The sequence below is a fragment of the Nocardiopsis oceani genome (genome assembly GCF_054777395.1).
Genome location: NZ_BAAHAR010000005.1, coordinates 107,405 through 126,623, shown reverse-complemented (window position 1 = coordinate 126,623; position 19,219 = coordinate 107,405). Strand labels below are relative to the sequence as shown.

At 68.7% G+C, this 19,219-nt stretch carries 18 protein-coding genes; 10 read left to right on the top strand and 8 right to left on the bottom strand.

Going from position 1 to position 19,219, the window contains the following annotated elements:
* Positions 1-126: 126 nt before the first annotated feature.
* Positions 127-378, bottom strand: a complete 252-nt coding sequence (locus ACYVDG_RS04265) for a sulfurtransferase TusA family protein (RefSeq protein WP_460746964.1) — start codon at positions 376-378, stop codon at positions 127-129.
* Positions 379-789: 411 nt separating this feature from the next.
* On the opposite strand from ACYVDG_RS04265, the gene ctaC reads away from it, so the two are divergent.
* The 4 genes from ctaC to ACYVDG_RS04245 all read left to right on the top strand — a co-directional run bounded on the left by ctaC (position 790) and on the right by ACYVDG_RS04245 (position 5,425).
* Positions 790-1,734, top strand: coding sequence for an aa3-type cytochrome oxidase subunit II (gene ctaC / locus ACYVDG_RS04260; RefSeq protein ID WP_460746963.1), 945 nt, complete (start codon positions 790-792; stop codon positions 1,732-1,734).
* Positions 1,735-3,411 (top strand): aa3-type cytochrome oxidase subunit I, encoded by a 1,677-nt coding sequence (ctaD, locus tag ACYVDG_RS04255; protein WP_460746962.1) that lies wholly within the window; start codon positions 1,735-1,737, stop codon positions 3,409-3,411.
* 12 nt (positions 3,412-3,423) lie between these two features.
* The gene (locus tag ACYVDG_RS04250) at positions 3,424-3,849 is read left to right on the top strand and encodes a cytochrome c oxidase subunit 4 (RefSeq protein ID WP_460746961.1); all 426 of its coding nucleotides are present in this window, start codon (positions 3,424-3,426) and stop codon (positions 3,847-3,849) included.
* A gap of 241 nt (positions 3,850-4,090) precedes the next feature.
* The gene (locus ACYVDG_RS04245; protein WP_460746960.1) at positions 4,091-5,425 is read left to right on the top strand and encodes a L,D-transpeptidase; all 1,335 of its coding nucleotides are present in this window, start codon (positions 4,091-4,093) and stop codon (positions 5,423-5,425) included.
* A gap of 27 nt (positions 5,426-5,452) precedes the next feature.
* Here ACYVDG_RS04245 and ACYVDG_RS04240 read toward each other — a convergent pair whose 3' ends face one another.
* From ACYVDG_RS04240 to ACYVDG_RS04220, 5 genes are all read right to left on the bottom strand, one after another.
* Positions 5,453-6,616, bottom strand: a complete 1,164-nt coding sequence (locus ACYVDG_RS04240) for a glycosyltransferase family 4 protein (protein ID WP_460746959.1) — start codon at positions 6,614-6,616, stop codon at positions 5,453-5,455.
* 189 nt (positions 6,617-6,805) lie between these two features.
* Positions 6,806-7,837, bottom strand: a complete 1,032-nt coding sequence (locus ACYVDG_RS04235; protein ID WP_460746958.1) for a C40 family peptidase — start codon at positions 7,835-7,837, stop codon at positions 6,806-6,808.
* A 320-nt stretch (positions 7,838-8,157) separates the two neighbouring features.
* Positions 8,158-9,150 carry a C40 family peptidase gene (locus ACYVDG_RS04230; RefSeq protein ID WP_460746957.1) on the bottom strand — a complete coding sequence of 331 codons (993 nt, stop codon included), beginning with the start codon at positions 9,148-9,150 and terminating at the stop codon, positions 8,158-8,160.
* Between the two features lie 373 nt (positions 9,151-9,523).
* Positions 9,524-10,915, bottom strand: a complete 1,392-nt coding sequence (locus tag ACYVDG_RS04225) for an NYN domain-containing protein (protein WP_460746956.1) — start codon at positions 10,913-10,915, stop codon at positions 9,524-9,526.
* Entirely contained in the window at positions 10,912-11,193 is a 282-nt protein-coding gene (locus ACYVDG_RS04220; RefSeq protein WP_460746954.1) for a hypothetical protein, read from the bottom strand. Before ACYVDG_RS04220 ends, ACYVDG_RS04225 begins: the two co-directional genes overlap by 4 nt.
* A 145-nt stretch (positions 11,194-11,338) precedes the next feature.
* On the opposite strand from ACYVDG_RS04220, the gene ACYVDG_RS04215 reads away from it, so the two are divergent.
* The 3 genes from ACYVDG_RS04215 to ACYVDG_RS04205 are packed head-to-tail and all read left to right on the top strand — an operon-like array spanning position 11,339 to position 14,135.
* A complete protein-coding gene (locus ACYVDG_RS04215; protein ID WP_460746952.1) occupies positions 11,339-13,066 on the top strand; it encodes a DEDD exonuclease domain-containing protein in 1,728 nt (575 codons plus the stop codon).
* Positions 13,044-13,808 carry a rhomboid family intramembrane serine protease gene (locus tag ACYVDG_RS04210; protein ID WP_460746951.1) on the top strand — a complete coding sequence of 255 codons (765 nt, stop codon included), beginning with the start codon at positions 13,044-13,046 and terminating at the stop codon, positions 13,806-13,808. Before ACYVDG_RS04215 ends, ACYVDG_RS04210 begins: the two co-directional genes overlap by 23 nt.
* Positions 13,809-13,859: 51 nt before the next feature.
* Positions 13,860-14,135, top strand: a complete 276-nt coding sequence (locus ACYVDG_RS04205) for an Lrp/AsnC family transcriptional regulator (RefSeq protein ID WP_014910589.1) — start codon at positions 13,860-13,862, stop codon at positions 14,133-14,135.
* A 94-nt stretch (positions 14,136-14,229) separates the two neighbouring features.
* Here the strand turns inward: ACYVDG_RS04205 and trpD are convergent, their stop codons facing one another.
* Together trpD and ACYVDG_RS04195 are read right to left on the bottom strand one after the other, a co-directional pair.
* On the bottom strand, positions 14,230-15,348 hold the full coding sequence (gene trpD / locus ACYVDG_RS04200; RefSeq protein ID WP_460746949.1) for an anthranilate phosphoribosyltransferase: 1,119 nt from the start codon (positions 15,346-15,348) through the stop codon (positions 14,230-14,232).
* A 233-nt stretch (positions 15,349-15,581) separates the two neighbouring features.
* Positions 15,582-16,019, bottom strand: coding sequence for a hypothetical protein (locus ACYVDG_RS04195; protein WP_460746948.1), 438 nt, complete (start codon positions 16,017-16,019; stop codon positions 15,582-15,584).
* Positions 16,020-16,498: 479 nt separating this feature from the next.
* Here ACYVDG_RS04195 and ctaE point away from each other — a divergent pair, with 479 nt between their 5' ends.
* Genes ctaE through qcrA form a run of 3 tightly spaced genes read left to right on the top strand, consistent with a single transcriptional unit; the run spans position 16,499 to position 19,219 of the window.
* Positions 16,499-17,131, top strand: coding sequence for an aa3-type cytochrome oxidase subunit III (gene ctaE, locus ACYVDG_RS04190; protein WP_460746947.1), 633 nt, complete (start codon positions 16,499-16,501; stop codon positions 17,129-17,131).
* Positions 17,132-17,148: 17 nt separating this feature from the next.
* Positions 17,149-18,066, top strand: a complete 918-nt coding sequence (gene qcrC, locus ACYVDG_RS04185; RefSeq protein ID WP_460746944.1) for a cytochrome bc1 complex diheme cytochrome c subunit — start codon at positions 17,149-17,151, stop codon at positions 18,064-18,066.
* Complete coding sequence (gene qcrA, locus ACYVDG_RS04180) at positions 18,059-19,219, top strand: cytochrome bc1 complex Rieske iron-sulfur subunit (RefSeq protein ID WP_460746942.1); 1,161 nt, start codon at positions 18,059-18,061, stop codon at positions 19,217-19,219. The genes qcrC and qcrA overlap by 8 nt, the downstream gene beginning before the upstream one ends.

Genomic DNA, 19,219 nt, shown 5'->3' with positions numbered 1-19,219 from the left:
CCCTGCACCGGCACGTCTGACGGTCACGCGGTGCGTCGGGTCCCCCCAGGCGCCACCCCCAGGACCGGCGGGTGCCAATCGTTATCGCACCGGAACCGAAACCCCCGTTAGGGGCCCGTCGCGCCGTCAGTACATCCGGCGGATGTGAAACGCGCTACCCCGCGCCAAGGGCTCCTCGACGACGAACTCGTGCATCTTCATCCGGCACCAGGACGGTATGTCGGCGCTCGCCGCCGGATCGTCCGCGGTGACCGCGATGACCGCTCCGATGGGCACTTCGTGCAATCTGGCGGCCAGCATGATGATCGGGATCGGGCACTTGCGGCCCACCGCCTCCACGGTGACCAGAGGCTGCTGCGAGACCGGTCGCTGAGGCACGGCTACTCCTGTTGGTTGTCGTCCTGTAGCCCAATCTTGACCTGGGCCGCTCGAAAAGGCGCACCCGGTTAAGGGTGCCGTAAACCCAGCGATACGCTCGCCTTAGTCTCGTGCCGTGAACGCGTGCAGCACCGCCACAGGCGGCGATGTACGCGCTGACGGCGAGGGCCCGGGGGAACCGCGCCGGGCCGCGCCTCGTAGCCAGCCGGGAGGATGTCCCTCGGGGGCGACTGGGCCCGGCTCCGCGGGACCACCACGCGTTCCGTCAGGGGCGATCCTGGCAACACGCTGACCAGGCAAGCCCCTGATCGGCACGCTGGGCGGTTCGCGATAATGTTTCCCCCTGACAAGCTTTGGATACTTAGGCCGCCCGTGGAGAATCCACGGGCTTCACCGCTGGGAAGGCAATCCGTGAGTCCGACCCGCCAAAAAAATCGGCGCTCAACACTGCGCCGATGGGCACCACGCGGCGCCGCGCTCGCCGTGATGGGGCTGGCCGCGACCGGCTGCGCGTCGAACGAGCTCACTCGTTTGGGCATGCCGGCGCCGATCACCGAGCAGGCTGAGCGTGTTCTCTCGCTCTGGCAGGGCTCGTGGTTGGCGGCTTTCGCGGTCGGCATTCTCGTGTGGGGACTGTTCATTTGGACGATCCTCTTCCACCGCAAGCGCTCTGAGCAGCTGCCGCCGCAGGTGCGGTACAACATGCCCATCGAAGCGCTGTACACCGTTCTGCCGATCGTCATCATCTCGGTGCTGTTCTTCTTCACCGCCCGTGACCAGGCGTACCTGATGGATACCGAGGAGCCCGCGGACGTCCACGTAGAAGTCGTGGCCTTCCAATGGGCCTGGCAGTTCAACTACATGGACGACACGAAGGAGAACGGCGGAGAGGTGCTCTTCTCCGAGGTCGGTATCCCCAATCCGGACGGGACCGCCGACCCCGAGACGCAGACGACCCTCGTCCTGCCCGAGAACTCGGCCGTTCACTTCGACCTCTACTCGCCCGACGTCATCCACTCGTTCTGGATCCCGGCGTTCGGTTTCAAGATGGATGTCGTGCCGGGCCGCGACAACGCCTTCCAGGCCAACCTGAAGGAAGGCACTGAGGGCACCTACATCGGCCGTTGCGCCGAGCTGTGCGGTGTGGACCACACCCGCATGCTCTTCAACGTCGAGGTTCTGCCGGAGGGCGAGTACGAGAGCTGGGCCGCCGAGCAGGAGGCAGCCGCCGTAGAGGACCCCGAGGATCAGGGCGCCGGTCCTGACACCGACGCCGCTGAGGGTACGGGTGCCGACGGCACCGACACCGAGGGCACGGGCGCCGAAGCGGCCGAGCCCGAGGAGAATGACGAGTAAATGACCACGACGGCAACCGAAACCGAGACTGGCGGGCCTCAGGCACCGTCACGAAAAGGGTCGATGATCGTCAGCTGGATGACGTCGACCGACCACAAGGTCATCGGGTACATGTACCTGATCACCTCCTTCGCGTTCTTCCTCTTCGGTGGTGTGCTGGCGCTCCTGATGCGCCTCGAGCTGTTCGAGCCGGGCATGCAGTTCATGTCCAACGAGCAGTTCAACCAGCTGTTCACCATGCACGGCACGATCATGCTGCTGATGTTCGCGACCCCGCTGTTCGTCGGGTTCTCGAACGTGATCATGCCGCTGCATATCGGTGCGCCCGACGTGGCGTTCCCGAGGATGAACCTGTTCAGTTACTACCTGTTCCTGTTCGGCAGCCTCATCGCCATCGGCGGTTTCCTCACCCCGGGCGGCGCCGCCAGCTTCGGCTGGTTCGCCTACACCCCGCTCTCCGACGCGGTCCGGTCACCGGGCCTCGGCGGTGACCTGTGGATCCTGGGTCTGATCGTGTCCGGTCTGGGCACCATCCTCGGTGCGGTCAACTTCATCACCACCGGCCTGTGCATGCGCGCGCCCGGTATGACGATGTTCCGCATGTCGATCTTCACCTGGAACACCCTGCTCACCAGTGTCCTGGTGCTCATCGCGTTCCCGGTGCTGACCGCAGCCCTGATCGCCCTCGGCGCCGACCGCATGGTCGGTACACAGGTCTTCAACGCGGAACACGGTGGTGCCATCCTCTGGCAGCACCTGTTCTGGTTCTTCGGGCACCCAGAGGTGTACATCATCGCGCTGCCGTTCTTCGGTATCGCGACCGAGATCCTGCCGGTGTTCAGCCGCAAGCCGATCTTCGGCTACAAGAGCCTGGTGGCGGCCACCATCGCCATCGCCGGTCTGTCCGTGACCGTGTGGGCGCACCACATGTTCCCGACCGGAGCAGTACTACTGCCGTTCTTCTCGTTCATGACGTTCCTCATCGCGGTCCCCACCGGGGTGAAGTTCTTCAACTGGATCGGGACGATGTGGCGCGGCCAACTCACGTTCGAGACACCGATGCTGTTCACGATCGGCTTCCTGGTCACCTTCCTCTTCGGTGGTCTGACCGGTGTGCTGTTGGCTTCGCCGCCCATCGACTTCCACGTCACAGACTCCTACTTCGTGGTGGCGCACTTCCACTACGTGGTGTTCGGCACCGTGGTGTTCGCGATGTTCGCGGGCTTCTACTTCTGGTGGCCCAAGTTCACCGGCAAGATGCTCAACGAGAAGCTGGGCAAGTTCCACTTCTGGCTGCTGTTCCTCGGCTTCCACGGCACCTTCCTGGTGCAGCACTGGCTGGGCGCGGCCGGCTTCCCGCGCCGGTACGCGGACTACCTGCCCGAAGACGGGTTCACGGAGCTCAACCAGATCTCCTCGATCTCGTCCTTCGTGCTGGCCGCCTCGACGCTCATCTTCTTCTGGAACGTGTACATCACGTCGAAGCGGGCGCCGATGGTCACCAGCGACGACCCGTGGGGCTACGGCTGCTCCCTGGAGTGGGCGACGTCCTGCCCGCCGCCGCGACACAACTTCACGTCGCTGCCGCGGATCCGGTCCGAGCGTCCGGCCTTCGACCTCAACCACCCGCACGCCGCGGCACCCGGTGCCGTCGCGGCCGGTGCCGAGAAGAAGTAGGGGCGAGCTCACATGAAGATGCAGGCCTATCTGTTCATGGGCATCTCGACCTTCTTCGGTCTTGCCGCTGCCCTGTACATCTACTGGTCCTACCAGGACACCGGCGCGATCGAGTGGACGGGCACCACCGCCCTGGTCATCTCCATCGGCTTCGGTTGGATGATCGGCTACTGGCTCTGGCAGGCGGCTCGCCGCAGCGAGCACTTCCACGGCCTCCCGCCCGAGGAGCGCCTCGACGGCGAGATCTCCGAGAACTCCGGCGAGTACGGCTTCTTCAGCCCGCACAGCTGGTGGCCGCTGTGGGTCGCGCTGGCCGTGGCCTTCACGGCGGTCGGTATCGCGATCGGCTGGTGGATGGTGTTCATCGGCTTCCTCGCGATCATGCTGTCGTCGATCGGCTGGGTCTTCGAGTACTACCGCGGAGAGTTCCAGCACTGACGCGCACAACCGGCGCCTTCGCCCCATGCGGGTAGATGACCACTCAGGTCGGGCGCGAGTGTCACCGCCCCGGTGACCGGAGGGTCCCAGGACGGCCCCCGGGCACCGGGGTATTCTTTTCGGGCGACCCCCACGTGGCCCTTGACCCCACGGTGCATCCAGGCCCTGACCCTGCTGTTTCCGTGCGGACCGGTTCCGCACACGTCAGGGCCCGTCGAAACGGACGCTGGAGGTCCCTGGAATGAAGCGACGCATCTCCCGCCCCCGGCTGGCCGTGGCCGTAGCCGCCGTCGTGCTGCTCGGCTCGGCGTGTTCCCCGAGCCCCGACGACGACCCCGGAGACACCTCGGTGCAGGAGGAGCAGGACCAGGAGCAGGAGGAAGAGGACGAGGGGCCGGAGGTCCTGATCAGCCCCGCCCCGGGGGACACCGGCGTGCAGCCCAACAGGCCCGTCCGCGTGGAGACCGCTGACGGGATGCTCACCGAGGTCCGCGTCGAACAGGAGACCCCGGACGAGGTCGCCTCCGGCGATGGGGAAGAGGCCGCGGGAGGGGCCGAGGGGGACCTCTTCGAGGTCACCGGGGATTTCAACGAGGCCGAGGACGAGTGGGCCAGCGACCGGAACCTGCGCCCCGGTGCCACCGTCACCGTGGTCGCCACCGCGGCCGACGCCGACGGTCAGGAGACCGAGGCCGTCTCGGAGTTCACCACCCTGGACAGCGTCGAGGGGCAGCGCCTCGAGCTCGCGTCCAACTTCCCCTCCAGCGGGCAGACCGTCGGTGTGGGCATGCCGGTGATCGTCAACTTCGACCTGCCCGTGACCAACAAGGCGCAGGTGGAGAACTCCATCGAGGTCACCGCCGAGGAGGCGACGGAAGGCGCCTGGAACTGGGTCGACGACCAGATGGCGGTATTCCGGCCCAAGGAGTACTGGGAGCCCTACCAGGAGGTCACGGTGGACCTGCGCCTGGCCGGTGTGGAGTCAGCGGACGGGGTCTACGGCGTCGACAACCACCGCATCGAGTTCGAAGTGGGCCGCGAGCTGATCTCCACCATGCACGTGCCCGACCACGAGATGAGCGTCGAGGTCGACGGCGAGACCGTCCGCACCATCCCGGTGAGCAACGGCGCGGCGGAGGAGCACTTCGACACCACCACCTCGGGGGTCCACCTCACCATGGAGAAGCACGAGTCCATCGTGATGGACTCGGCCACCGTCGGCATCCCCGAGGACTCACCCGACGCCTACCGGCTGGACGTGGACTGGGCGGTCCGCACGTCCAACAGCGGCGAGTTCACCCACGCAGCCCCCTGGAACGAGGACAACCTGGGCCGGGCCGACACCTCCAACGGCTGCACCAACATGACCGTGGGGGACGCCCGCTGGTTCCACGACGAGTCCCTGATGGGCGACATCCTGGAGACCACCGGCACCGACCGCGAACTGGAGTGGAACAACGGCTGGGGCTTCTACCAGCGGTCATGGGAGGAGTGGCTGTCCCACAGCGCGACCGGGGAGCCCCAGTCCACCGACGGTTCCGGCACCCCCGGCCCGGTGCACGGCGAAGGGTTCTAAACGGCGTGGACCGCTGGGCCGTTGCCGCTAAGGGGTGCTCCGCGGCCCACCGCCCCCCTCCGCGGGCGTGAGGAGGCCGTTGAGGCGTTCGAGGGTGCGGTCCCAGGTCCACTCCCGGGAGACCCACTCCCGGCCGCGTGCTCCCATCAGGGCGGCGCGGTCGGGGTCCCTGAGGAGCCGGCTGAGCGCCCGGGCGGTCGGCCCGGGGGCCGATCCGTCCACCACGTGACCGGTCTCGCCCTCCAGGACCGCGTCCGGGGCACCCCCCGACGCGCCGGCGAGCACCGGCAGTCCGGTGGCGGAGGCCTCAAGGTAGACCATCCCGAGGCCTTCCACGTCCAGGCCGCCCCGCCTGGTCCGGCAGGGCATGGCGAAGACGTCGCCGGCGTCGTAGTGGGCGGGCAGTTCCTCGGGCGGCACGGGGCCGGTGAAGCGCACCGAGTCCATGCCGAGCGCGGAAGAGTAGAGCTTCGGGGCGTGGGGGCCGTCTCCGACGAACAGTAGGACGGCGTCCGGCACGTCGGCCAGGACCCGCGGCCAGGCCCGGATGAGAGTGTCCTGGCCCTTGCGGGGCACCATGCGGGACACGCACACGACCACGGGGCGCCCGCCCAGCCCGAGACGTGCGCGGATCGCCGCGCCGCCCGCCCCGGGACGGAACCGGTCCGTGTCCACGCCGGGGGCCAGCCGCCGCATCCGGTCCGTTGCGGCGCTGGAGAGCGAGCGTGCCAGTCGGCGCCGCGTGTACTCGCCCAGGTAGGTGACGGTGTCGACGCCCTCACCGATCCCGCGCAGTGCCGAACTCGCCCCCGGGAGCACCGTCCAGCCCGTCTCGTGTCCGTGCGTGAGCGCCACTTGGCGGCGCACCTGGGAGCTCAGCGAGGCGGAGATCAGGCCCAACGGGGCGGCCGCCCCGTAGAGCACCGAGTCGCAGTCCTCCATCTCGGCGATCACCCCTGCCCGCCGGGCCACCCTCGGGGTGGGCAGCAGCACCTTCGCCGCGTCGCGCACGACCGGGAAGGGCTGGCGCAGGTCGAAGTGGGGGTCGGTGCGCTCGTCGGCGGCGCTGGGGGAGGAGCAGTAGACCAGAACCGAGCCCTCGGGCCTGCGCCGAGCCAGCTCGTGCACGAAGGACTCGATGCCGCCCGCACGCGGAGGGAAGTCGTTGGTGATGATGAGAGTTCGCGACACCCGGCGAGTCTAGGACGTCCGCCGCCCTCGGTGCGGGAAACCCGGTCGCCGCGGAGAAGTTCGAGGCCGGGGAGGTCGGAGCCGGAGAGAACATGAGGGGCCCCGGACACCGGGATCGAACCGGTGTCCGGGGCCTCTCGGCCGTTCGTTCCGGGGCGCGTCCGGACCGTGTTCTCGGGGCCTCGGGGCCTAAGGGCGTACGGCGGTGACGAAGCTGCTGCGGTAGTGGTCGTTCAGCGTGACCGTGCCGATGGGACGGGCAGAGGTGGAGGCGTGCACCATCTCGCCGCCGCCCGCGTACAGGCCCACGTGGCTCGGCTCGGAACCGTAGAAGAACAGCAGGTCACCGGGCTGCTTATTGTCCCAGGAAACCTGGTTGCCCGCGTTGACCTGGTCGTAGGTGGTCCGGGGCAGGCTCACGCCCGCTTGGGACCATGCGGCCTGGGTCAGACCGGAGCAGTCATAGCCGTCCGGGCCGGTGCCGCCCCAGACGTAGGGCTTTCCGATCTGGGCGTAGGCGAAGTCGAGCACGGCCTGCGCGTTGCCGGTGGCCGGGCCGTCGTAGCTACCGCCGCCACCGCCACCGTTGCCACTGTCGGAGCTGTCGTCGTCACTGACGTTCTCGGTGGCCGCGGCCCGCTCCTCCTCGGTGAGCTCGTCGAGGAGGTCCTCCTGTTCGGCGATGGCGTCCTCGGCGTCCTCGGTCGCTTCCTCCGCCTCCTCCAGGGCTTCGGCGGCCGACTCCTCGGTGTCCTCAGCCTCGATACGGAGCGTCTCGAGGTGGTCGAGCTCCTCCACGTACTGGTCCAGGCGCTCCTCGTGCTGGTCCGAGAGGTAGGTCAGGTCGGCCTGGTGCTCCAGGGCCTCCTCGGGGCCGGACGCGCCGATGAGATGGGTGGGCGAGTCGTAGTCCACGCCCGTGTAGGCGGCGTTGGCGAGGGTCCGGACGCCTGATCCGAGGGACTCGACCTCTTCCTCGGCGGCCTCGATGTCCTCGAGAATGCCGTCCAGCTTCTCCTCGGCGGCCTCGTAGGTCTCCTGGGCATCGTTGTAGGCCGCGTTGAGTTCGATGAACTCCTCTTCGAGGCTTTCGATCTCCTCGCGGACGTCATCGGCCGTCGGGTCCGCGTGCGCCACGGCGGAGGGCAGGAGAAGGGCACCGAGGGCGAGGGAAGCGATGACCGCGGTTCGGCGTCCGTGGTCGCCACGGGATACAGACACGTTGGGTAACACCTTTCTCCCCTTGCCCCAGGCCGTGCGGGAACAAGGGACTGCACCGGGTGGGGGTCCTTGGGCCAGTGAGGGTGGCCGAAACGGTGTGGGGGTGTGCCCGACCCGGGCGCGGTTGTCACCACCGGGTTGTGGTGAAGAGGAGCAACCACGCTCGGCGATGAACACTAGTGCATCCCTTGGGGCGCACTCAACTGTTTCGTGACATTCCGGCGCGAGACATGGCCTGTCCGAAAACAGCACTTGACCCACCCGTGACACCACAAGGCCGCCGCCCCGATCAAGGAGCGGCGGCCTCGCGGATCAAAGCCTCAGGGGCGAACGGCGAACTCGAACTGGCCGCCCCAATAGGCGGCCAGGCCGACGACCTCCAGGTTGCGGCCGGTACGGGGGGCGTGCACCATCTGGCCGTCCCCGGCGTAGAGGCCGTTGTGGCCCAGCCCGGAGAAAAACAGGATGTCGCCCGGCTGGACGGAGCCCATGTCGTTGATGCGGCTGCCCACCTCGGCCTGCGCGTACGTGGTGCGCGGCAGGTCGACGCCGGCCGCGCGCCAGGACGCCTGGACCAGGCCGGAGCAGTCGTACCCGTCGGGGCCGGTACCGCCGTAGATGTAGGGCAGGCCCACCCGGGAGTAGGCGGCGTCCAGGGCCGTGGCCGCGTCGCCGCTGCCGGCGTGGGACTGGTCGCCGGAGTCGTCGCCGCCCTCGGCGGAGGCGTCGGAGTCGGGGAACTGGTCGAGGAGCTCCTGCTGCTCCTCGATGGCCTCCTCCACCTCGTCCTTGGCGTCCTCGGCCTCCTCGAGCGCCTCCTCGGCCTCTTCGAGGGACTCCTCGGCCTCGTCCTTGAGCGCGAACAGCCGCTCGGCGGAGTCACCGAAGTCGTCGAGCTGCGACTGCTGGGTGTCCGACAGGTAGTTCAGGTCGGCGTTCTGCTCAAGCAGGGCCTCAGGGCCGTCGGAGGTCAGGACGTTGGCCGTGGAGTCCAGCTCGCCGCTCTGGTAGGTGGCGTTCGCGAACTGCTGGACCTTCTCACGCAGGTCGTCGTAGCGGTCCTGCTCGTCGCCGACCTGCTCGTCGAGCTCGTCGTGCGCGGCCTTGGCCGCCTCGTAGTCCTCTTCGGCCTGGTTGTAGGTCTCGACCGCGGAGGAGGCCTCCGTGTTCAGCTCCTCAATGCGGTCCTCGACCTCGTCCTGTGTCGGCTCCGCGTGTGCGATGCCGGGGGCGATGAAGGTACCGGCGGCAACGACGCCAAGACCGGTCGTAGCGATTCGGCGAGTTGTACGCCGACCACCGGGGTTCTTCATGGCGGTCCACGCTCCTTGAGATTGAGAAGTCCGCATGGGGTGCTTGGGAGACGGAAAGCAAGGGGGAACCCGTGCACGGCACGGGCCTCGCATGAGTGTGCGGGTCTCCGCCGGTGTGGGGAAGGCACAGGGGTGGTCTTCTATCCGACGGAGCACTCACGTTCCTGGAAGAACCTAGCGGACCGTCCTGCACGTCTCAACCACGACGCAGAACCCGCATCGCTCTGAACTGTGGCGACCGCTGTCTCAGAAGTGGACGTTTCGGCAGGAAAGCGAGGGTGCGCGCGGCAGTTTCGGGTCCGGTGGACTTTCTTGAGTGGTGTGGCTCTCAATCGGCTTCCCACCTGAGGCAGCACCGGACCCGGGCGCCGATTCAGGTGTGGGACTCCAGCCGACGCAGGAAGATCGGGGAGGGCACCGCGCGCGCCCCCGCGCGTCGAACCGCCGTGACGATCTCCTTGTCGGAGGTCACCACCGCGATCGGGCGGCCGGGAGGCTCCGCCCGCACGAGGCGGACGATCAGCTCGTCAGCGGTCTCACCCGGGGCGCTGAACAGCAGCCGCACGCGCCGGTTGGGCGCCGCCGGAGGCGCCTCCACATCGGCGCCGTCGAACACACACGTGATCTCGGCCTTGGTCCGGCTGGCGAGCCCCTCCAACGAGGTGAGCAGCCGGTTGCGCTGGTCGACCAGCGGCAGGGTCCCGTAACCGGTCTTGGTGACGTTGTAGCCGTCCACCAGGAGGTGCACGCGGGGAACCGTCAGCAGGTACTCCAACAGCCCGGGCGCGTCGTCGGGCAGACCGCCCAGGGACACCCGGTTCCCCTCCTCCCGAGCCTCGGCGACCAGGTCGGCCGGGCTGTTGAGGGACGTGGGCAGAGCCAGTTCGCGGCGCAGGCCGTGCGACGCCTCCACCAGCACGTCCAGCAGTACGCGCAGACGCGCCTCGTCGGCGTTGCGGCCGGTGCGGACCGCCCGCCGCGCGTTCTCCACCTGGGCTTCGGCATCCGCCAGGCGCGACCGCAGGCGGCGGTTCTCCGCCTCCAAAGCGCCTACCTGGTTCTCGCTCTCGCTGCGCCGGTCCGCGTTCTCGACCACCACGCGCTCCGCCTCGGCGGTGGCCTTCTTGGCCCGCTGTCGCTCGTTGTGGACCTTGCGGCGCAGCTCGGAGATCTCCGAGCGCTGCTCCGAGATCTGCTTCCGGAGCCTGGCCAGCTCGGCCTGGTGCCCGCTGCGGGTCTCCTCCAGCTGTCGGCGGACGTCGTCGAGGGCCTCGGCGGCCTCGTCGACCTCCTTGGCGCTGGTCTGCCGCTCCAGTTCCTCGTGGACGTCCTCGATGATGTCCGGCCAGCCCTTGGGCCGGAGCAGATAGGCGCAGGCCGCCACCGCCACCGGGTCGGCCGCGGGCGGAACCACGCCGGCCCGCATGCCCTCGGCGAGTTCGGGCCACACCTGCTCCACCCGAGCGGCGACCATCCCCCGGAAACCGTCGTGGTTCTCGAGCTGGGCGGCGATCTGCGGACCGGCCAGCCTGGCCCGGCGGCGCGGTTCGAACTTGGCGACCCGGCGCAGCAGGGGCGGAAGGTCGGAGGGGCGCATACCCCCCAGCACATCGGATCCGTACTCGACGACGCGGGCGCGCACCGGCTCCGGAAGGGGGCGGCGGAGCCGCTCCCCGCCGTCCTCGGAGTGCTCGGACCCCGAGCCGGTCTCGGGGTCCGGTTCCGTGCCGTCGGCCTCGCCGCCCGCGCCCGGGCGGGCGCTCATGCCTGACCCGTCGGGCTCTCCGCCGAGGAGTCGGAGACCGACCGGTCGGCGTCGGGGCGGGGGACGATCGTCACGCTGTCGGTGGCGCCGCACCACCGGCACTTGACCCGTTCGACGGTCTCGGCGAGCACGGTGCGCTCCTCGACCACCCCCGCGCCGGACAGCTCTTGGTGGACGAAGTCCTCAGAGCGCAGCGTGCGGGTCACGTCGAACCGTGTGAGGTTGCCGCACCCGGTGCACCGCCATCGCTCATTGTCACCCGGCATCGCGATCCCCACGGTTCCTCCTACTGGTGTCAGGCTGCTGTCGTTCTCGTCCCGGACGGCGGGCCCGCCGCACCCGGTGCCCCACATCTTTCCATGTCGGGAGGGACGGACCGTATCCCGGAAGCCGTTGGTCGTGCCCCCCGACTACCCTGACCGCGTGGTTCGACACTCAGCGGCGCCCGTCGGCGTCCAAACCAGCATCGGCGACCTAGGCACCCCTCTGTCCGGGGTGTCCTTCGTGGTCGTCGACCTGGAAACCACCGGCACCAGTGCGTCGGGCTCCCGGATCACCGAAGTCGGTGCGGTCCGGGTACGGGGCGGAGAGACCGTCGACGAGTTCTCCACCCTGGTCGACCCCCGGACCCTGATCCCGGCCAACGTCACACTGCTGACCGGCATCACCCAGTCGATGGTGGCCACGGCGCCGCCGATCGAGGAGGTCCTGCCGCGCCTGCTCGCCTTCCTGGCCACCGACCCGGACACCGTCCTGGTCGCGCACAACGCGCCCTTCGACACCGGCTTCCTCAAGGCCGCCTGCGAACGCGAGGCCGTCGAGTGGCCCGCGCCCCCGGTCGTGGACACCCTGCGCCTGGCACGGGCCGTGCTGCCCCGGCCGGAGGTGCGCAACCACCGTCTGGGCACCCTTGCGGCCTACTTCGGCGCCCCCACGACCCCCAACCACCGGGCCCTGGACGACGCCAAGGCCACCGTCGACGTCCTCCACGGCCTTCTGGAGCGGCTCGGCCCCATGGGGGTGACCAGCCTGGAGGAACTGCGCGCCGTCAACAAGCCCGCCACCCGCGCCCAGCGGTCCAAGCGGCACCTGGCCGAGGACCTACCCGAGGGGCCCGGCGTGTACGTGTTCACCGACGCACGGGGCGAGAGCCTGTACGTCGGAAAGAGCAACAATCTGCGCCGCCGGGTGGCCACGTACTTCACCGCGGCCGAGTCCCGCCGCCGGATCCGGGAGATGGCCGGCCTGGTCGAAGGGGTCACGCCCATCCTGTGCACCACCGACCTGGAGGCCTCGGTCCGCGAGCTCCGCATCATCGCCGAGCGCAAACCCCCGTTCAACCGCCGATCACGCAACCCCGAACGCGCCGCGTGGGTCAAACTCACCCAGGAGGCCTACCCCCGCCTGTCCGTGGTCCGTGCGGTCAAGGACGACGGCGCGCCCTACCTGGGCCCCTACAACTCACCCAGGGACGCGGAAGAGGCCAAGGAAGCGCTGTTGCACGCCCTGCCGCTCCGCCAGTGCACCCACACCTTCGCCCCGCCGGAGCGCACGGTGACACCCTGTGTGCTGGCCCAGCTGGGCCGCTGCGGAGCCCCGTGCGACGGTTCGGAGCCGTTGCAGGCCTACACCGTGCACGCGGCCGCTGCCCGCACCGCCATGACCGGCGACCCCGCCGTCGTGGTGGACGCGCTGACCGGGCGCATCCGGGACCTCGCCGCCGAGCTGCGCTACGAGGAGGCCGCGAGCCTCCGCGACCGGCTCACGGCGTTCCTGCGCGGAGCCAGGCGCTCCCAGCGGCTGTCCGCGATCGCCGCCGTCCCGCACCTGGTCGCTTCCCGGCCCGGCGCTACGGGCTGGGAGACCGTCGTGGTCCGCCACGGCCGCCTGGCCGCCAGCGCAGTCCTGCGGCCGGGCACAGAGCCCAGCGCCTTCCTTGCCTCGCTCACCGCCACCGCCGAGCGGGTGACCGCGGGGTTCGGACCGGTTCCCAACGCCACGGCGGGGGAGACCGAACTCGTGCTGGACTGGCTTGTTTCACCTGGTACGCGCCTGGTCGAGGTCGAGGGTGAGTGGACATGCCCGCTGCGGAGCGCCGAAGCCCACACCGAAATGACACACTGGGCACATGGCCGCGCTTCCGCTCAATGACGACTACCCCGTCCGTCGCGCACCCGTCATCGCCTACGGGCTGATCGCGGCCAACGTCCTCGTCTACCTGTTGTCGCCCCAGGCGGCCACCGCCGTCTGGTACCCGGCCGACATGCTGGTGCGCTTCTGCTCGATCGACGACTACTTCATGCGCTGGGGCGCCATCCCGGACGAGATACTCGGCCGTGTCGACCTGGCCGCTCCGCTGACCCCCGAGTGCGGGGGCATCGAGGGCAAGTCGATCTGGTTCTCCGTGTTCAGCTCCATGTTCCTGCACGCCGGACCCATGCACCTGCTCGGCAACATGGTCTACCTGTTCGTGTTCGGACCGGTGGTCGAGGACCGCGTGGGCAAACTCCGGTTCCTGGCCCTGTACCTGGTCACCGGCGTCGTCGCCGCCTACAGCCACGCACTGGTCGACGCGGACGGCACCGTGCCGATGGTCGGAGCCTCGGGCGCGATCTCCGGTGTCCTCGGGGCCTACCTGGTGGTGCAGTTCCGCAGCCGGGTCACCACACTGGTGTTCGGGGTCATCCCGATGCGCCTGCCGGGGTGGGCCGTGGTCGGCAGCTACTTCGCCCTTCAGTATCTTCTCTACGTCACATCCTCGACCGCTCCCGGAGCCGGATCCAACGTGGCTTACGCGGCACACGTCTACGGGTTCGTCGCGGGGGTGATCGCGGGACTGGTGGTCTACCGGCTGCGATGGCGCTCCGGGACGCGGCTCTCCGACGTCTACTAGCGCCGCAGTCCGGGCGGCACCGCTTCCGCACCCGAACGCCCAGGAGGCACAGTGATCACCGCGATCGTCATGATCAAGGCCGACGTCCACCGCATCCCCGAGGTCGCAGAGGCCATCGCAGAGATCGAGGGGGTCAGCGAGGTCTATTCGGTGACCGGTGGCGTCGACCTCATCGCCATGGTGCGGGTCCGCCGCCACGAGGACCTCGCCGACGTGATCCCGGGACGGGTCAACAAGGTCCCCGGTGTGATCTCCTCCGACACGCACATCTCCTTCCAGACCTACTCCAAGCACGACCTGGAGTCGGCCTTCGCCCTCGGCTGGTAGCTCCGGCGGCACAGGGCCCGCACACGGGAACGGGGCGCGGCGCATACACGGCCGCGCCCCGCCCGTGTTTCGTGAGCGGTCTCCGGGAAGGCGCTCAGAGGCCCTTGGCGAAGCCCTGGCTGGTCTGGACCCACGAGGCCAGCAGGCGCTCGGCGGCACCGCTGTCCACGGCGGCGCCGGCCCGCTCATAGCCCGCGCGCACCGACTCGGTCAGGGAGCCCTCGACGCCGTCGACGGCGGCCAGGGCGGCACCGGCGTTGAGCAGCACGGCGTCGCGTACCGGCCCCCGCCGCCCCGCCACCAGGTCCCGAACCGCCTGGGCGTTGAACTCCACGTCACCGCCGCGCAAGGCGTCGGGCGCCGAGCGCTCGATACCGAGGTCTGCCGGGTCGAGGCGTTCGCGCCTGGCTTCACCGCCGGAGACCACCCAGACCGTGGACGTGGTGGCCGTGGTCAGCTCGTCGAGGCCGTCGTCCCCCCGGAACACCAGGGCGGAGGAGTCGCGGCGGGCGAGCACACCGGCGATCACCTCGCACATGCGCTCGTCGAACACGCCGATCGCGGACGCGGAAGGCTGCGCGGGGTTGGTCAGCGGCCCCAGGAAGTTGAAGACGGTCGGAACTCCGAGCTCGCGGCGGGGCTGGGCGGCGAACCGCAGCGAGGGGTGGAACAGCGGGGCGAAGCAGAACGTGATGCCCGCTTCTTGGGCGACCCGCACGGTCAGCTCCGGCGGCAGGTCCAGCACCACGCCGAGCCGTTCGAGCACGTCGGCGGTCCCGCAGGAGGAGGACGCGGCGCGGTTGCCGTGTTTGACCACGCGCGCGCCCGCGGCCGAGGCGACGATCGCGGCCATCGTGGACACGTTCACGGTGTGCGCCCGGTCGCCGCCGGTACCGACGATGTCCAGGGTCGGGCCGTCGACGCTGATCCGGACGGCGTTGTCGAGCATGCCTTGGGCCAGGCCGCTCACCTCGGAGACCGCCTCACCCTTGGCGCGGAGGGCGATCGCGAACCCCGCGACCTGGGCACCGGTCGCCGAGCCGGACATGATCTCGTTCATCGCCCACTCGGTGTCGGCGGTGCTCAGAGAGACCCCGCCCAGGAGAGCGGTGATCAGGTTGGACCAGTTCCGCTCCTCGACGGCGGAACTCGGCTGTTCCTGCTGCTGGCGGTCCTGTTCGGGCACGGGTGCCGACGATGCGGGGACGTTCATTGTGCGACTCCACGGATGTGAGATCGGGTGGGAGAGAGCGGTGGGGCGGGCACGACGGAGCGGGCCGCCGACATCAACCGCCCAGGACAGGGGAGGGAGGCAGGACGGGGCTACGCCATCGCCCTCGGCCCCACGGTTGAGGCCGCCGTTCGCCCACTGGCTGAGGATGCATGTCCCTGTCGCCGTTCTCCCGCTCGGTCATCGCCCGACCGTGTTCGTCACATCCCACCGGATCAGCCGCTGATCGCCGCGGCCCGCTGGCGCATGAGTCCGGCCAGCGACTCGGCGAGTGCGACGGGATCGATCGGGTGGCTCACCACCTGGTCGGCCTGCGACCAGGTCGCCAGCCAGCCGTCGTCGACCCGGCCCACCAGCAGGAGCACCGGCGGGCAGCGGTAGATCTCGTCCTTGACCTGGCGGCACAGGCCCATCCCGCCGTTCGGCGCGGCCTCACCGTCGAAGATAGCCACGTCGATGTGCTCGCCGGGCTCCTTGGACTCCAGTTTGCGCAGCGTGCCGGGCGCGGTCGCGCACTCGACGAACTCCACCTTCGGGACATCCGTCGCGGGGCGGCGGCCGATGGCCTGCCGTACCTGCTCGCGTGTGTCCGCCTTGTCGCTGTAGAGCAGCACGCGCATCTTGGCACCCGTGTCCGTACCGCTGACCACCATCGCGCAACCGTCCCATCGCGTCTGTCCGCGGCCGCCGCCTGGGGGTGCGGCCGGGTCGTTAGTTGGCTGTATGCCTATGACTCTATTGCCTCGCGGTCACCGCGCCCAGATCGGCCCGGAGGTCCGAGGCGGAGCTGAGACCTTCGACACCACAGAATGCCAGGAGCTCGGTGGCCTTCGCTCACCGCCCCCGGGCCCGGCGTTGTTCAACGGTGATCATTTTGATATCTCAGCGTTGGATTGGTGCGGTTCAAGCTCGTGTCCCGGGGGTACAGAACGCCTCAGCCGTCCTGGATGGAGCCTTTTCGGCTGTCCGGGCGCGCCAGACGCGGACGCAGGGCGCACGAGCGGCTACAGTAACGCCCGAGTCACAGGGAGAGAGCGGATCCGGCCTCCTGTGGCGGCCGATCCGGGCGTTGATCCGTCGCCTTACGGGGGGTCGAGTACGGACCTGCGCGAGAAGCCGTAATAATGCTCCCGTGGCGACAGCAACCGCGAACCCAAAAACAGCAACCGCATCAGCGCATGGTGCGGCGAAGCGTCCTGACCTGGTGAGTGTTGGCACCATCGTGTGGTTGGCCAACGAACTCATGTTCTTCGCAGCGCTGTTCGCGATGTACTTCACCATCCGATCGGTGACCAACGGGAACCCTGAGCTCGGCAGTTGGCCGCAGGAGGGCGTCCACCTCAACCTGGTGCTGGCGACGACCATCACCGTGGTGCTGGTGGCTTCCAGTTTCACCGCGCAGTTCGGTGTCTGGGCCGCAGAACGCGGCGACGTCCAGAAACTGCGCATGTGGTTCTACATCACGTTCTTCATGGGCCTGTTCTTCATCCTCGGACAGGCGTATGAGTTCTACGAGCTGGTGGTCGACTACGGCCTGACGCTCCAGTCGAGCGCCTACGGGTCGGTGTTCTACCTGACCACGGGCTTCCACGGACTCCACGTCATCGGTGGTTTGATCGCGTTCCTCATCATGCTGGGACGTACGTACGCCGCGAAGCGCTTCACTCACCAACAGGCGACCAGTGCGATCGTCGTGTCCTACTACTGGCACTTCGTCGACGTCGTCTGGGTCGCTTTGTTCTTCACCATCTACTTCCTTCAGTAACCCGAAACGGGGAAACCGTGAAATGGATTACCGCGCGGCGGCGGCATCCCCTGGCGGGGTATGTCGTCGTCATCCTCGCGCTAGCCCTGTTCGGGGTGGGGTATGCCGCAATGGCCCCCACCGCCGACCAGGCACGGGCGCAGACACTTGCCGCTGATGCCCCGTCCGAAGAGGACGTGGACATCGCCGAGGGCAAGACCATCTTCGACCAGACGTGTGCCTCGTGCCACGGTCTGGACGGCTCCGGTAGCCCGACCGGGCCCGACCTGCGTGAGGTTGGTTCGGCCGCGGTCAACTTCCAGGTCAGCACCGGCCGTATGCCGTCGATGGACCCGGACAACCAGATGCCGCGCAAGCCGATGGTCATGTCCGAAGAGGAACTCACCAACCTGATCGCCTACTACGACGACAGCATCAGGTCCGACGGTGCCGGTGCCGACGTTCCCTACGAGGTGCCCGGCAGCGAGCCGCAGCGTGCGGAGTTCGAGGACGACGCTTCCTACGAGGAGGCCGTCGCCGAATACGAGTCGGACTACGACGCCTACATCGAGGGCGCCGACGACGTCGACATGGGCATGAAGCTCTACCTGACCAACTGTGCGCACTGCCACAGCTGGTCCGGTGGCGGCGGTGCCCTGACCGACGGCGCCTGGGCACCCGATATCCACGACGCGACCCCGCGCGAGATCTACGAGGCCATGGTCAGTGGCCCCGGCGCCATGCCGATGTTCAGCGACGGCGCCATCTCGCCCGAGGAGAAGCAGGAGCTCATCTCCTACGTGAAGACGCTGGAGGCCGAACCTGACGCCGGCGGCATCTTCGCGCTGGACCGAGTCGGCCAGGTGGCGGAGGGATTCATCGGGTGGACCATCGGTCTCTCCCTGATCATCGCCTGCGCGATCTGGATCACCGCGAAGCAGCGTGCCCATGACTGAGAACAACAGCAACGACAACAACGAGACCGGGGCCGACGACGCCAACGAGCGCGTGGTCGGTACTCCGACGGACACCAATGACGTGGTGACGGAGGCCCCGGCCGAGCCGCAGGGTGAGCACAACGGGCCCTACCTGGCCTCGGAGACGCACTCGCACTCGGAGGAGAAGCAGCGCCGAGGCGAGAAGGTCGCCTCGCTCTGGTTCATCCTCGCTTTCCTCGGCGGTATGGGCTTCATCGTCTCGTACTTCCTCTACCCGCCGAACGCGGCGGGGGAGCCGGCGATCGGCGACCCGCTGATCGGCCAGTACTCGAACATGCTGCTTGGCGGAACGCTCACCCTCGCGCTGTTCGGCATCGGTGCCGGTATGACGGAGTGGGCGCGCAACATCATGCCCCACTACGAGGTGGCGTCGCCCTACGACGACCTGCCCTCCGACGAGGAGGAGAAGAGCTCCTTCAGCGAGTTCTTCATGAAGAGCGCCGACGAGAGCGGCTTCACGAAGCGCCCGCTGATGCGCCGCACGCTCCTCCTGGCCATGCTGCCGCTGGGTATCGCGCCGGTCGTCCTTCTGCGCGACACCGGTCCCATGCCGGGCGACAAGCTGATGCAGACCCCGTGGGTGGACGGCATGCGCATGCACGTCGAGGGGACCCACCGGGAGATCAGGGTCGAGGACCTGGAGAACGACCCGAACGGGATGATCTCCGCCCTGCCCGCGCTCCCCGATGACCACTACCCGGACTCGGAGTTCCACCCGCACGGGATCAGCATCAACGACCAGGCCAAGTCCGTCATCATGCTCATCAAGGTGCCGGACGGGGACTGGAAGGACGGGATGAACGAACCCGTGCGCGAGGGCAGCGACGAGACGCACATGAACTGGACCCACCAGGGCATCGTCGCGTACTCGAAGATCTGCACGCATGTGGGATGCCCCGCCGCGCTCTACGAGCGCACCACGCACCGCATCCTGTGCCCGTGCCACCAGTCCACGTTCGACGCGGTGGATGCTGCCAAGGTCGTCTTCGGACCGGCTCACCGAGCTCTGCCCCAGCTGCCGATCGGCGTCGACGACGAGGGCTACCTCGTCGCGAGGGGCGACTTCAACGAGCCGGCCGGGCCGACCTTCTGGGAATACGCGAAGGACTAG